Consider the following 15,173-nt stretch of genomic DNA (forward strand, 5'->3'; position numbering starts at 1 on the left):
GCGACAAGGCTCTCAACAAGTATGGGGCGCGCCGCGCCCCATACCGGATTGCCACTTTCCCTGTTTACATTGCTAGCCAATCACTGGCGTACTGTTTTACCCACGGTGACTTGGCGACCGTAGTACCGTCCATCTCCCAGATCATGGTCCATTTGTTCTGGGGGTTCTGCCACAGAATGTCGGACTTACCGTCACCATTAAAATCGGCAACTTTGACGATTTCCCAGTCGGCCGCGAACTGCTTCACCCAGGGTGATGCAACCACGCTGGTTCCGTCCATCTGCCAGATCATGGTGTTGCGACTACCGGGGTGCAGCCACAGAATGTCGGACTTACCATCACCATTGAAATCGGCGACCGCAGCCACCTCCCATCCTGTGGCGAACTGCTTGACCCAAGGAGACTTGGTAACGGTAGTACCGTCCATTTCCCAGATCATGGTCATTTGCAGCGAGTCACTTTTCCACAGGATGTCTGCTTTGCCATCACCATTGAAGTCAGCAACGCTCGCAATCTCCCACCCGGAAGCAAATTGCTTGACCCAGGGTGACTTGACCACGGTTGCGCCATCCATTTCCCAGATCATGGTCATCTGTTGCGCCTGACTCTGCCAGAGGATGTCCGCTTTGCCATCACCGTTGAAGTCTTCTACCGCGGCGATATCCCAGCCATTGGCAAACGACTTGACCCACGGCGACGCCACTACGGTAGTGCCATCCATTTCCCAGATCATGGTCATCTGCAAGGACGCACTCTTCCAGAGAATGTCGGACTTACCATCGGCATTGAAGTCCGCGACTGCCGCAACTTCCCACTCGGTACCGTACGACTTCACCCACTGGGCGTTGGTTACAGTAGTGCCATCCATCTCCCAGATCATGGTCCACAGGTTGTCCGGATTTTGCCACAGGATGTCGGTTTTCAGGTCGCCGTTGAAGTCCGCCATCGCGACCACTTCCCAACCACTGGCATACTGCTTGACCCAGGGAGAGCTGGTCACACTGGTGCCATCCATTTCCCAGATCATGGTCCAGAGGTTGTTTGGGTTGTGCCAGAAGATGTCTGACTTACCATCGCCATTAAAGTCGTCTTTTACTGCGGCGACGGTATTGGGAACGGAGCCCGGATCCTGTGGATCTGTTCCCGCCTCGAACTCTTCCAGGTTGGTCGCGCCGTCTTCATCGGCATCGGCTGCCGCATCGTCAACGGTGGGATCCAGGTTGTTGGCCGCTTCATAAGCGTCGTCCATGCCGTCTCCGTCGGAGTCTGCTTCCAGCGGGTTAGTGCCGATTTCAAACTCTTCGAGGTTGGTGAGGCCATCCTGGTCCGGGTCACCGGTGCTGTCGTCACCGTTCAGGTCGAGGCTGAAAGCGATTTCGAAGTTATCGTCCATACCGTCGCCATCGGTGTCGAAGAAACCGAAGTCGATAAACCGCACGGATGCCATGACCGGGTCAGCCACGCCACTCAGTACGACACCCAGTAGCTGTTCGGAATAGCCGTTACCTACGTAGGTGGCAGTGAGCAGCTCGCCGTTGGCATCCAGCTGGAATACGGTGCTCACCAGTTCATCCGGTTCACCCTGTTCCAGATCCACGGTGCCATCGGCATTTACCCGGTAACGGCACTGACTTGGGTAGCTCACACTGCTGTACTGCCAGGCGCTCTGCCATCCATCGCTACCAATGTAACCACCGAGGTTGTGGCCCTGGAACTTCTCTACGCGCTGCAGGGTGCAGGCGTTGTAGCCTTCGCCATCGGTAGCGCCGTTACCGTCAAAGTCGATTACGGCGCGGGCGATTCGGGCGCCGGTAGAGCGCGTGTCTACACTGTTGCCCCAGTCGAGGAAGCTCAGGTTACCGGTCATGAAAACGGTACCGTTCAGCACTGCGTTACTCGCATAGCTGGCGGCGTCGCCTTTCTTGATGGCCATGACCATTCCCGCACCCACGCCCCAGTCTTCATCGTCCATGTAAACGGCGATCATGCGCTGTTTGGCGGCATCAATGTTGAGTGCAACCACAGTATTTTCGTCGTCACCACCCAGTTTCAAGTCGACCAGCACGCGGCCTGCGACCGGATCCACGGTGTAGCTACAGGCCTCGAGGTTATCTTGGCCGGACTCTTCATCAATACCCTGTGGTGCCAGGTTTTGTCCATCGAAGCTGGCCCAGATGTCGTGGTAATCAAACGGTGTCACTTGCTGGCAGGTGCCATCACCATTGAATTGCCAGTCCGCATTGCCGATGTAATGGCCCTCGGAATAGCTGCTACCACGCTCGAACTCGCGGCCCCAGTTGCTGATGTGCCACACGCCGTTGATATCAGCGAGAGATAGCGCATCTGGCGCCTTCACGCGGAATGTGGTCCAGGTGTAGCGCGTCTGCGCTCCGCCTTCTACCAGTTCAGAGTTGAACATCAGGCCGCGGTCGCTGGTGGCCATGCCTTCGGCCCCGTCACTACGACTCCAGAAGTTGCCATCGAAGTTGATCTGGGAAACACAGTCTTCCCCTTCGGGGCATCCGCTCCAGCCATAGTAGGAGGATACGAAGGCATTGTCCGCGCCCGCTACATCGATGAACCGCTCGGCAATATTGAAGTCACCACGGGTGTCTGCACGCATGGTCTGGGTTCCGCTGCCGTCGATAAACAGCGGGGTGTTACCGTAGGCTGCGAAGCTGCGGTAGTGCCAGTCTTGTCCATTGCCCTGGCTAGCCCAGCTTACGTCGCTTCCCCAGACAATGTCGGACTCGATGCCCATGGTGTAGTAGAGGTCACCTGCCGGGAAATCACTGATTTCATTCAGGTCAGTGCCGGCAAGGATCTCTTGGTAGTTGCTGTAGCCATCGGCGTCGGGGTCTGCCAGTGAGTCGGATGCATCCAGCGGGTTCAGGCCATTGTCGATTTCGAGTTGATCGGGAATACCATCATTGTCGTCATCCAGGTCTTCATTGTCGTTAATACCGTCGTTGTCGAAGTCACCCGGAGGAACAATTTTCTGGAAAATACTGACATAGCCATTCCAAAAATTGTTGTCGAAGGTACCGTCGTATTCCCAATCGAAAACCTGATGATTGGTGAAGTAGATTTCGTCACCGACAATATCGTTGATGGTGACCTGGCGCTCTCGCCAGAGGACACAATTGGCATCGTTACCGCCACAGGTGGATTCGTTGTATCTCGTTCCGGTTTCTGCGTCGACCCAGGCGTGCGCGAAGACGGTTCCGCCCTGCAGATACCATGTGTAGGACCAACCTTCACGGTTCCACTGACTTCCATCCCAATACAGGTGATAAGCCTGGCCATCACCGGCGAATTCCAGGCCGAATTGCGGTGTACCATCCAGAGAGTCCCGGCCATCTGACACATACAGCCCGACAATGTCTGGCGCGGTCAGGCCAAGGTCTACATGGTTGTGGAACAGTACGCTGGTGGCGTAGCGCGCACCATCGAATTGATAAACCGCCAAGGCGTTACGGGAATTGCCGATGGCGTCGGTGAAACGATATTCCGTGGTATTGCCGTTCCCATAATCCAACACCAGTGTACCGTTGCCATCATCGCTCCAACTGAGATCGGAACGTTCATTCAAAGCATCGCTACTATTTGCTGGCGTTGTACTCAGGGTCAGTCTGGTCGGGCCAAGCTTTATACCGGGATCTTCGGTACCCAGGGTATCGAATGCCAGGGTGGCATATTCGCCTTCACCGATTCCCGCATTATAGAGGCTGCCACTATCGACCAGATTGTGATTCCACTCAGAGGTATAGCCTTCGTCAGGGAATTCACCGTTGGGGTAATGCAGGCGCCCGACAATGATTTGTTTCCAGGTGGTATTGCCATCGCCCTGGTCAAATTCAAAGTAGTAAACCTTGTCAAAAATGACCTGCTCCTGCACATCGGCTTGCGCTAGGTTATTCCAGGTCCACCAGTCACCGGCCAGATATCCACCCAGATCAATTTCAAGGTGTGTGCCCGCATAGGTCCAGCTACCAGAGATGTCGTGAAGCTGCGTACTCAGTCGACTGGAACCGTCGGTTTCCAGGTTCAACAGGCCACCGTAATTTGAGCCCTGGAAGCCGCCAAAGTTGGTGAACATAAACTCACCAGTTCCGGGGTCGGCCAGCAGTGCCGGTGTGCTGCTACTGTCGTGAGGGTCTGTACCCACTTTGACTTCGTGCAGGTCAAGGAAGCCATCATTATCCTGGTCTCCGCCCATATTGGAGGAGAGTGGGTCCAGTCCGGTATTCCATTCTTCACTGTCAGTCAGGCCATCGGCATCGCTATCCTGCGACTGGGCATTGGTGCCAATCGAATACTCATCGATGTTCAGCAGCCCATCGCTGTCGGCGTCATACCAGGCATCATCGCCATTGTACGGATCGAGGCCATTGGCAATTTCCCAATCGTCGGACATACCGTCGCCATCGCTGTCCAGGATACCCCGTACAAACTGGCCTATATAACCACTCCAATCACACAGTTGGCCCTCACAGAAGTACCCGTAGCCCTGGCGAATGGTGATATAGAAACGGTCGTTTGTACCATCACCACTGGTGTCTTCGGCATCGTTGAAGGTCACATGCCGGCGGCGGTACTCGTGACATTCCGCCGCGCCCTGGCAGTCGGACTCGGCATAATATGTCCAGTTCTCGTCGCGGTAATAGTGGGCAACAACCGTGTTGTCCACGATTTCCCACCCAAACGGTGCTCCCTGATACCACGCACCTTCATACAGCGACTCTTGATAGCCAAGGCCGTCGTCATTGAATACCAGCGCAAAAGTGGTACTGCCTGAGGGATCGCCTTCCGGCGCATTCTCCAGTCGCCCAACCACATCAGATGCGGAAAGAGACCCGATAGTAACCTCTTCCCACATTGACTGTTCCGCAGCAGCTGAGCCGGACAGACCCGGAGCGGCACTGTCAAATTCATGCAGAACGACAGTCTTGATACCTTTGCCAAAGGTTTCGATAAAGTAAGTGGTGGTACGAGCGCTACTGCCGTCGTAGTCCGCTACCAGAGTCCCATCTCCCTCTGTGTTCCAGGTAACTGGGTGATTGCCACTGCCACCGATTTCCGTGGGAACCACAAGATGACCCGAATTGTCACCATTCAGTACGATCTCAGTTGGGTAAGTTACCCAGCTCGGGTCTACCGAGTAGTCAGTGCCTACACCAATTCTGGTGGTAAACGTACCGCTGGAAAGTGCAGGTGCATCCGTAGAGCCCGTACCGAGAAGCTGATACTCATAAACATCTACAAATGCCTCTTCGGGGAGCGCTTCGGTGGGATAGACATATCGCCCGACGGTTACGATTTTCCAAACTGGCGCGGGGCCAGACTGCACTTCAAAAATGGAGATACTGTCGACCCATTCTTCTATCTCTGTGCCGTAGCCCAGCTCGTCGACAAACCAGTAGTCACGGTTGACGTAGGAACCGTTACCGATACCAGTAATGGCATTGCCATCATGCATCCAGGTGAAATTGGCACTGCCGTTATGCTTGGCAAACCGGCCCTCGTCGTCATTGCCGATACCGTCGCCGGCAAGATCCAGCACGTAAGCATTCGCAGCGAAGTTGCCCTGCTCACCCAGCAAGTAACGGCCTTCGCCTGGGTTGTCCATTGATGGGGGGAAAGAGAATTCGTCAGCGCGGTCAGTACCTGCCATGGTTTCGTGCAGGTTGCTGAAGCCGTCGTTATCGTCGTCTTCGTTCGCATCGCCTGCGTAGTCCGGATCAAACCCATTCTGAATTTCGAAGAGATCCGTAAGGCCGTCGCCATCGGTATCAATATTTGGGTCAATGGCGGTGGTGGTTACGGTGGCGTTAAAGCCCATGGCCGCGAGGGCGGGGCCGCGCAAATCGAAGTGGCCGTTGGCATGCCCAAAGTCTACCCAGACATCCCACTCACCGAGGCTCGCCCAGTCGGGCACGTATAGCAGCCCCTCAGTACTGCTGCCGTCCAGATACAGGTAATGCTGCTCTACGTCTTCCGGAGAAAAATGCAGGGACACATTGGAATAGTTGACGTTGTCCTGATCAGCGGTACTGAATACAACACTGGCTTCTGCGCTGCCATTGGTTAGGTCAATGGTTGTGGGGTCGATACTCAGAGCTGTGATTTCTGGTCGGCCAAAGTCCGCACTGTACCAATCGACAGGACTGATGAGAGCAAGATCATCTTGCGGAATTGCGTTACCCCAGAGGTCGACATTTCTCAGATCTGTAACGGACTGCAACGGGGTAATATCCGTTAGCGCGTTGTGGTTCATGTACAGATGCTGAAAGTTCGATTTCGACGAGAGATCCGGAATTGTAGTGATCGCGTTTTCGTTGGCATTGAGCCAGTGCAGGTTCGACAGCGTGGAGACCGTACTAATATCTACCAACCGGTTGCGGGAAACATCCAACCCCCAAATGTCTTTATTCGCTAGTGGCTGCAAATCACTGATGCGGTTGTTACCCAGATAAATATCCGAATTCAGCGGTGCGCCAGTCAACGGTGAGATATCCTCAATGAGGTTATCACTGAGGTTGAGGTAGCTCAGGTTAGGCAGATCAGCCAGCACACTGATATCGCTGATACCGCTATTCCATGCATTCAGCCCGGTCAACTGCGGGAAATCCGCCAAGAAGCTGATATCGGACACGCCCAGTGAGCTGATACCAAGATGACGTAAGCTCGGCAGCGAATTCAGCTCATTGATCATGCCGCCAACATCTGAGATCGGGTTGTCATTCACATCCAGGGTTTCCACCGCATGCGGTACGGCGAAGTTAGGAAGTGCAGTCATACCGGTGCCATCTGCCCATAACTGGCGCAACACCGGCAGTGAATCGAGCACGGAAAGATCTGCAATCGGGTTCCAGCTGATATTTACCGAGTGGATCGGCAGCCCTGAGAGCGGAGTCAGATCGGAGACTGCGGCTCCGGCAAAATGAAGATCGGTCAACAGCGGCAGTTGTGTAACCGGGGATAAGTCTGAAAACGCACCGCCGCTATTCAGATCCAGGCTCTGTAACATGAACAGCTGTTCAATCCCGCCCAGGTCTTCAATATCGTTGTTATTACAGCCAAGCCATTGAAGATCTTCTACGTAGGTTGCGGCTCCGTGCACGCAGCTTTGCAGCTCTGGGTCGGAAAATGACAGGGTGTTGATATCGATGGGTGCAGGATTCGAGTTGGTAACATCGACCTCAACAGGAAACCCCTGTGCCTGAATCTGTGACGCATCCATGTGCAGGTGATTGTTGGCATAATCATCTGCAGCAATATAGTTAATTAACCATTTGCCCGCTGCGTCACTGCTATGGAAAACTAGCGTTGCCTGAGTTTGATCGGGAGTAAAGTACACCGACTTGGAATCAGACTCCCAGTTTTCATGGTAAATTTCGATCCACCCATCTCGTACTCCACTGCCATCGCCATCGTCCAGTTCCAGCTCTACGGTAATGGCAACATAGCCATTCGGAGCTTCATCCAGGTTGATGCTGGTAGCAGAGAAAGCGAGGTTGGTAACAACGGGAGCCGCCATGTCGACAGGGCCCGTGCCATTGACCGTCAGGAGGGTTTCTGTAAATCCCATTACCTCCAATTGCGGCTTGGTCACTTCGAAACAATCGCCACCATCAATACACACATTTCCTGACAAGGCCCAGTCACCACGCTCGGCATAGGCGCTGAGCCAGCTGCTTCCTTCTGAGGTTCCGTTCCAACTGTCGCAGTAACCGGCGCTGGCCACTCCACTCGGGCTAACCAAATGAACACAGGACTCCCAAACGGGAGAGTCGTCAAGCGCACTACCAGAGACGGTAAAAAAGATCTGGTGATCACCATCGTCTGTATCAATGGCACCGGTGGGCGAGAAGCTGGCTTGGTCCAGCTGCACTGGCAGCTGAGATCCGCTGTAGTCAGAGACTGCAGCGGCCAACGCATTTTCTTCTGCGCCGCCCGGGGTAAACAGATTGCTTTCCAGTCTCACGTATTGCAGCGTTGAGATCTGGAGCAATGCCGCCAGGTCGTCGTCTTCAAGGCCGTTTTGATCCAAAATTAGATCTGTCAGGGCCGGAAATGCGGCGCCCAGGTCAGAATAGCCCGCTCCAACCGCATCTGGCAGATCCTTTACCCAGGATCTGTTTAGGTCAATATGAGCAAGATTGGACATTCCCATCAGCGGGCCCAGATCCGATACCCTGCTACCCCACAAGACTACATAGTCCAGAGGTAAGCCGTTGAGGGGGGAGACATCTGAAACTGGGTTGCCACCTAGGTCTAGGCCACGCAAACCTGAGACCATTTCCAGTGCGCTAATATCTGTAATCTGGTTCGCCCAGATGCTCAACCATTCCAAGTTAGGGAAAAACGAGTAGCTAGATAATGATGAAAAATCATTGTCATCTATATTTGATTCAGCGATTTCCAGAAAACGAAGTTGGCTTAAACCGGAAAGTACTTCGATATCAAAATCTGGAACTCGTGCAATCTGGAGCTGGTTCAACTTGGATAAACCGGCTAGTTCAGAGTATTCCGTCAGCGGGTTGTTGGACAACCAAGCCTCAAACAACTCGGTAAGTTGACCGATACCCGACAAGTCCGAAATTTCCCGGTTATTGCAATAGAGATATGTAAATTCACTGATCTCAGTCCAGCCGTAGTTTACGGCCATTTCATCTACACAGGCTTCAAGGTTTGCATCCGCAAATGTCAGGTCATCGATTTCGGTCGCATATGCGCCAGGGCTAAATAACGAAGCGATGATCGCGAAAGGCAGAAGCAGGTGCTTAAAAGTATCCATGACATTCTTTTTGTCGGTGCGCGCTACTTCGGAGTGCTGCAGGTCCATGACAGGGCTCCTCGTGATGTTCCGTCTACGAGTCAATAACAGCCAACTCGCTGTAATTAATTTACTGGTGCTGACTTGGGCTTACTGAATTGCCTGTGGAGAACCCAACTGGCGGCGCTGAATAACTTCTCGACTGGCCTGGGCCATCCGAGCTTCAGCGGTTTGCTGCTGGGTTGAGAGGCGGGATAGAGAGTTTTGCTGGCGCTGCTGCTTTGCGCGGCGCTCGAGGTACTCTTCTCGACTGGATTTGCGTGTTTGAGAATCGACGGCAAGGTCGCGTCGCTCAAACGCATTTAATTTTTTCTGTAGAGAAGCGACGACAAGCTGCGTCTCTGCAGCTTTATCTGAAACTTTCTGATATTGAATGAAGCCGAAAACATTGCCGGCAACAGATAAAACGAGTGCGACTGCAAGCGATACTTGCAGATTCAGTTGTACTTTCACCCTGCCCCCTAAATAAAGATTCTTTCCAAAAATCAATAGGTAGCCCTAAACGGGCGAGCATCAATTCTGTCGGCCACCCCAAAATGCGGTCGACAGAAACTCCAGCGCTCTAAATTAGATTTATTCACGCTACCCGCCCTCAGCTCCCTTTATGGGCAGGTATGGAGGTACTTACTGCATCAACACTTCTACGTGACTGTAATCACAAAAAACTGTCGCAATACTGCAAAAATTACACGAAAGGCAATTTTGGGAGCTAAATTGCGATCAATTTTCAATCAAAAATGCTGAAAAAAGAATTCCACGTTCAGAATGATTTTTACCATCAAAAAACAAGGACAATAAATAGCCCCTTATAGCCATTTATTGTCCTTGTGGACGGATCTGATAAAGAAAGGAAGAAAGAAGAAGCTGATTTATACCGCTTCAGCGACTTTTACCTGCTGCGTACCAAGTAGCGCTTTCAGCTCTTGGCCAATTTCCGCGTGCTGCAGGCCGTACTCCAGCTGCGCCTTCATATAGCCGAGCTTGTTGCCGCAGTCGTGGCTGTGGCCGACGATGCGATAGGCTTCTACGGTTTGTTTTTTAAGTAGCTCATCAATGGCGTCTGTGAGCTGGATTTCACCACCGGCTCCTGGCTTGGTGTCTTCCAGCAGGCCCCAAATCTCTGCAGGCAGTACGTAGCGGCCTACAACCGCCATGTTGGAAGGGGCGGCGTCGACTTCCGGCTTTTCTACCATACCGTCGATCTTGGCAGTGCCGCCGGTTTGCAGATCCGCGCCCAGGCAGTCCACCACACCGTATTTGCTGACCTGGCTCCACTCTACGGGCTCGACCATGATCTGGCTGGCTTTGCTGGTAGCAAAGTTTCTCACCATGTCGGCGAGGTTGCTGGCCTTGAGGTCCGCGGCGTATTGGTCGATCAGTACATCTGGCAGCAACACGGCGAAGGGGTTCTCCCCCACGACCGGGCGGGCGCAGCTGATGGCGTGACCCAGGCCTTTGGCTTCTGCCTGGCGTACGGAAATTACGGTCACGTCTTTGGGGACGATGGAGCGTACTTCTTCCAACAGCTGGCGCTTGAGGCGGTTTTCCAGCTGGGCTTCCAGCTCAAAGGAGGTATCGAAGTGGTTTTCGATGGCGTTTTTACTGGCGTGGGTGACCAGTACGATTTCTTTGATGCCGGCGGCAACCGCTTCGTTAACCACATACTGGATCAACGGCTTGTCCACGATGGGCAGCATCTCTTTGGGGATGGCCTTGGTGGCAGGGAGCATGCGGGTGCCAAGGCCGGCTACCGGGATTACGGCTTTTTTTACTTCATTCATTCCTAAGTTCCTTTCTTCACTCTTTTTTTATTTGGCATCCGGTCCAAATAAATTGGAGACACCCGAATCGTGACAGGCGTCACACTTTATCAGCTAATTATGACAATTCAACAAAAAGGGAGACAAGCGTCAGGCTCTGACCCCTTTGTATAGATTTGTCACTTTTACCTCGGTAACGCCCTCTATTTATTCATCAGCAAGTTGCGTACCAACTGTACGGCTTGCGTATTTTACAACCTATTCTCTGCGCAGCCTGGCCCGGGTTTCTACGTCACAAGCCATTTGTGGCGGCCACTTCTGCCTAAGCCGCTTCGCGCCGCCCTCACTTCTCCGTCGCAGTGCCAAACTTTTAGCCGACTCGCTCACTTTTTGAGCGATACATTTTATGCGAAAGCAAAGACTTCCTTGTAACTGCACTTTGGCTCTTTCGGCCGTATTACTGCGCAGGAGTTGTAATGGGTAGTACCTGTGACCAGCAAAAGTCCCTTAGAGTCCGACGTAGATTTTCGCGCCATGCTCATTTGGTGCTGATCATACCCTCCTTGGCCTTGCTCTTCACCAGCGGCCTGCTGATGGCCGCGGCTGCAGTTGCCCCCCTCAAGTTGCCAGAGGGCCTGGTACAGGAGATGAGCAACCACTACGGGCCCGAGGCCAGGGTCCGGCTACTCAGCTGGCAAATGATGGTTAAGGAACAATCGCAGGTACTGGAATGGCAACGCCTACAGCACATTAATGCGTTCCTGAATCGCATCCCCTTTGCCGAAGACCAGGATCACTGGCAACAGCAGGACTACTGGGCCACACCGGTGCAGTTCCTCGCCTCTAACGGCGGCGATTGTGAAGACTTTGCCATTGCCAAACTCTTCAGCCTGCAGGGCGCCAACATAGATCCAGACAAACTGCGCCTTATGTATGTCACCGCCAAAGAGCTGGGCCAGGCGCATATGGTACTGGTGTACCGGGCCAACCCCGGTGAGCACCCATTGGTGCTGGACAATATGGCCGGTGAAATCATTGCCGCTCGCGATCGCACAGATCTGGTTCCGGTGTACAGCTTCAACGCCAGTGGCCTGTGGCTGAACAACCGTACAGAGCAAAACGAACACGAAGTAAAAGTCCGCAACCACTCGGGCTCCAGCCTGTGGCGCGAACTGGTAGCGCGTATGGAAAAAGAAGGAGTGCTCTGAGCAATGGCTGCTTATAAATTGCACAATTACTGGTCAATCATCGGGTGGGGGCGTTTTACCCTCCGCTGTGTGCTGGGCCTTGGGGCGCTGGTGCTGTTCAGCTTGCTGGTGGTGCGGACGCAGGTTTTGGAAATGCAGAAATTGCAGGCCCTGGACAGTGCCAAAGCCATCGGTGCAGCGTTGCAGCCTTATATGCACCGCAACGATGTCCACAGTGGCAATATAAATAGTGGCGATGGTATCCCAGCCGCCCCTGAATGGCGCCATGCCAGTAATGCACTCATCCGGGATACCTTACTCAGCGCTATCGGCCAAAGTGGCGCCTATGGACAGATCATCTTAATAGACCCGGACGGCAACACTTTATATGAACAGCGATATGTCTTGGCGGACCCGGGCGTGCCGCTGTGGTTTCAGCGTTTGTTGCCGATTAATCCACCAATTGTGCAAGCCGAGGTACTGGCTGGCTGGGATATTGCAGGGACTCTATCAGTAAGCCGCCACCCGGCTGCGGGTTACCAGCTGGTATGGCGTATGGCATTGGGCCTGGCCGGGCCGGGGCTGATTATGCTGACTACCGCAATCTGGTTACGGCGCCGGCGACTCCAGGCGGATGCGCAAATAATGGAGGACTGGCAACGCACCCAGGACCTGCTGCAAAACCGTGTTTACCAGTTAACCGCGCAGCTGGAGACACACGAAGAGCGCACTTTGTACGAAAAAGAAGCGGCCGACTAAGTGAGCTCTGAGTAAGCGCCCTTATATGTAGCGGATTTTCCTAGCTCTTTAGGGCTAAATTTTTTCCATTTTGTGCGCTTGTTTTAAGACCTTCGTGAATTTTTGCGGCCAGGTAAGTGGCGCAGGCTTCCCATTTGCAGTATAGGCGCTACAATCCTCCGCAGTTTCGAAAGGAATCTACCGAAAATAATCTTCTTTAGGGGGAAGTATGAAAAAGTCAGCATTGGGGTTCGCACTGGGTGCGAGTTTGCTGAGCAGCGTAGCCTTTGCCGATGTGGCACAGTACATCCAGGCCGGCTACTCCATGGAACAAGTGATTGAGCTTGCCACGCAGGAAGGCCTGTCTGTAGAAGAGATTGTTGCGCAAGCCGTGGCCGCCTCTCCTGAGCAGGCCGGTGCCATTGTTGCCGCCGCCGTTGCCGCCAACCCGGACAGCGCTGCCAGCGTGGTAAGTGCCGCCGTTACTGCCAACCCGGCCGTTGCAGAGGCTGTGGTAAGCGCAGCGGTTGCTACCAACCCGGCGACTGCGGCTGCCGCTGTGAGCGGTGCTGTTGCAGCCAACCCGGAGACTGCCCAGGCAGCGGTGAGCGCTGCGGTTAAAACCAACCCGGCTGTGGCGGAAGCTGCGGTTAGCGGTGCGGTATCTACCAACTCAGCAACTGCGGCTGCCGCTGTGAGCGGTGCAGTTTCTGCCGGTGCAGATAGCACGCAGGTTGCTACCGCTGCTATTGCCAGCGGCGGTGACACCAGCGCAGTTTCTGCCGCTACCGCTTCCTCCGGACAAACCACTACCACCACTAGTGAGACTGCGTCCACCGAGACTGGCAGCACCGAAACAGGCGGCACGACCGAGAGCGGCAGCGCACTGACTTCGCCGACCACCGGCACCACAACCACCACGACTACAACCACACCAACAGCACCAACTGCGCCAGTGGTTAACCTGCCCCCGCCCCCACCCGCTGGCTGCGGCGGCGGCAATGAGTGTGGAGACACCGCCTCTCCGAGCTGATATCAGCGCTCGCTTAACAGAAAAGGCCCGCAAGGGCCTTTTTTGCGTTTTAATTACTGGTCGCAGTGACCGTTTACATATTGTAATAATCGAACGATTCGACCCTATCTACTGTAGTAGTCCATGCCCAATCCGAGCCTTGTCTCCGCAACTAGCGAGAGCACCGAGCGCCTTGAGCGCATCCTCTTTTACGCCCTGCTCGCCCTGCTATTCTGGCTGCCAATCCCTCTAGGGTCACACCGTCCATGGGCCTGGAGCATTCTGGAAATTTACACCTTTGTGCTGATGGGAGGCTGGCTGCTTGTTAATCTCCACTCCCCACGACTGCACAGACTGCGCCCCTATGCGCCGCTATTGGCCATTTTCGGCTTGATACAAGCCTGGGTATTTATTCAGCAGCTGCCCGTGCCGATCAACTGGCTCAAGACTCTAGCCCCCGACACGGCAAAGCATCTGTTGCTCAGCAACCCCTCAGCAACTGCGGGCACATTCTCACTCGACCCGGCACAAACCCACATCAGCCTGATCAAAGGCCTCAGCTACTGGTGCCTGCTTTTTCTGATACTGGCCCTGGTAAACACACCGCAAAGGCTCAAAACCCTGGCTCTGGTGGTTGTTTTGACGGGCACCTTTCAGGCGTTTTACGGCGTGCTGCAGGCACTTTCCAACTCAGAAACCAGCTGGGTAATGGGGTATCGCAACAGCGGCATCGCCACCGGTGGCTTCCGCTACAAAAACCACTTTGGCAACTTTCTGGTGATGTGCCTGTGTCTGGGTATCGGCCTGCTGATTGCCAGCCTGAGCAGCAGCAAAACCGGCAAGCTGAAAGATAAACTCAAAAACCTCATGAACATGCTGCTGGGCGGCAAAGCAGTGGTACGTATCTGCCTGGCGATGATGGTCATCGGCCTGGTGATGTCACACTCGCGCATGGCCAATACAGCCTTCTTTGTAAGCCTCAGCATTACCGGGGCACTTGGCCTGTTACTGATCCGCAACAAAAGCCGCAGCCTGACCATTTTGCTGGTGAGCCTGATGGTGATCGACCTGTTTATTGTGGGTAGCTGGTTCGGCGTGGATAAGTTGCGCCAGGAAATTGAAGAAACCAGCTTCACGCAGGAAACCCGCGATGAAGTAAACCAGTACGGGATGACGCTGATTGAACAGCATCCGCTTTCAGGTACTGGCGCTGGCAGCTTTTACTCTTCCTTCCCCAGCGTGAAAGGCCCGGGGATCAATATTTTCTACGACCAGGGGCACAACGACTACCTGCAATTCGCCATCGAATTTGGCCTGCCCGCAACCTTACTGATGGGCGCGGCGGTTTTGTGGAGCCTGTTTCACGCGTTTGTCGCCCTGCGCACCCGCCGGGACAGCTTGATGCAGGGAGTAGCTTTTGCGGCGGTGATGGCGATTGTGGCGGAGCTGATCATGCTGACTACGGATTTCCACCTGCAGGCACCGGCTACCGCGGTATATTTTTTGATGATGTTGGGGCTCGGGTGGAAGGCGCGGTTTATGGAAGGTGAGAAGCAAAGAGCCCGAAAACGGTATCCACCCGCCCACTAGCTGCCACGACAGCTCTAATTACAGTTACGCGAACAATAATAATATTT

Annotated in this window: 7 protein-coding genes; 4 read left to right on the forward strand and 3 right to left on the reverse strand. The window is 54.1% G+C overall.

Going from position 1 to position 15,173, the window contains the following annotated elements:
- Positions 1–64: 64 nt before the first annotated feature.
- The 3 genes from GRX76_RS16995 to galU form a co-directional block, all read right to left on the reverse strand.
- A complete protein-coding gene (locus GRX76_RS16995) occupies positions 65–8,053 on the reverse strand; it encodes an FG-GAP-like repeat-containing protein (protein WP_160154389.1) in 7,989 nt (2,662 codons plus the stop codon).
- 876 nt (positions 8,054–8,929) lie between these two features.
- Positions 8,930–9,292: a hypothetical protein gene (locus GRX76_RS17000; RefSeq protein WP_160154390.1), complete on the reverse strand. Its 363-nt coding sequence runs from the start codon at positions 9,290–9,292 to the stop codon at positions 8,930–8,932.
- Between the two features lie 416 nt (positions 9,293–9,708).
- Positions 9,709–10,620 (reverse strand): UTP--glucose-1-phosphate uridylyltransferase GalU, encoded by a 912-nt coding sequence (gene galU / locus GRX76_RS17005; RefSeq protein WP_160154391.1) that lies wholly within the window; start codon positions 10,618–10,620, stop codon positions 9,709–9,711.
- A 524-nt stretch (positions 10,621–11,144) separates the two neighbouring features.
- On the opposite strand from galU, the gene GRX76_RS17010 reads away from it, so the two are divergent.
- The 4 genes from GRX76_RS17010 to GRX76_RS17025 all read left to right on the forward strand — a co-directional run bounded on the left by GRX76_RS17010 (position 11,145) and on the right by GRX76_RS17025 (position 15,126).
- Entirely contained in the window at positions 11,145–11,807 is a 663-nt protein-coding gene (locus tag GRX76_RS17010) for a transglutaminase-like cysteine peptidase (protein ID WP_236250442.1), read from the forward strand.
- A gap of 3 nt (positions 11,808–11,810) precedes the next feature.
- Positions 11,811–12,545 (forward strand): LapD/MoxY N-terminal periplasmic domain-containing protein, encoded by a 735-nt coding sequence (locus tag GRX76_RS17015; protein WP_160154393.1) that lies wholly within the window; start codon positions 11,811–11,813, stop codon positions 12,543–12,545.
- 208 nt (positions 12,546–12,753) lie between these two features.
- A complete protein-coding gene (locus tag GRX76_RS17020; RefSeq protein WP_160154394.1) occupies positions 12,754–13,557 on the forward strand; it encodes a hypothetical protein in 804 nt (267 codons plus the stop codon).
- Between the two features lie 123 nt (positions 13,558–13,680).
- Complete coding sequence (locus GRX76_RS17025; RefSeq protein ID WP_160154395.1) at positions 13,681–15,126, forward strand: O-antigen ligase; 1,446 nt, start codon at positions 13,681–13,683, stop codon at positions 15,124–15,126.
- Positions 15,127–15,173: the final 47 nt, after the last annotated feature.

Origin of the sequence: Microbulbifer sp. ALW1 (assembly GCF_009903625.1) — a bacterium.
In the GTDB taxonomy this organism is placed as follows: Bacteria; Pseudomonadota; Gammaproteobacteria; order Pseudomonadales; family Cellvibrionaceae; genus Microbulbifer.

Excerpts from the sequence above, each read along its gene's own strand:
- galU (WP_160154391.1), bottom strand. The coding sequence starts at position 10,620 with ATGAATGAAGTAAAAAAAGCCGTAATCCCGGTAGCCGGCCTTGGCACC.
- GRX76_RS17015 (WP_160154393.1), top strand. The coding sequence starts at position 11,811 with ATGGCTGCTTATAAATTGCACAATTACTGGTCAATCATCGGGTGGGGG.
- GRX76_RS17020 (WP_160154394.1), top strand. The coding sequence starts at position 12,754 with ATGAAAAAGTCAGCATTGGGGTTCGCACTGGGTGCGAGTTTGCTGAGC.
- GRX76_RS17025 (WP_160154395.1), top strand. The coding sequence starts at position 13,681 with ATGCCCAATCCGAGCCTTGTCTCCGCAACTAGCGAGAGCACCGAGCGC.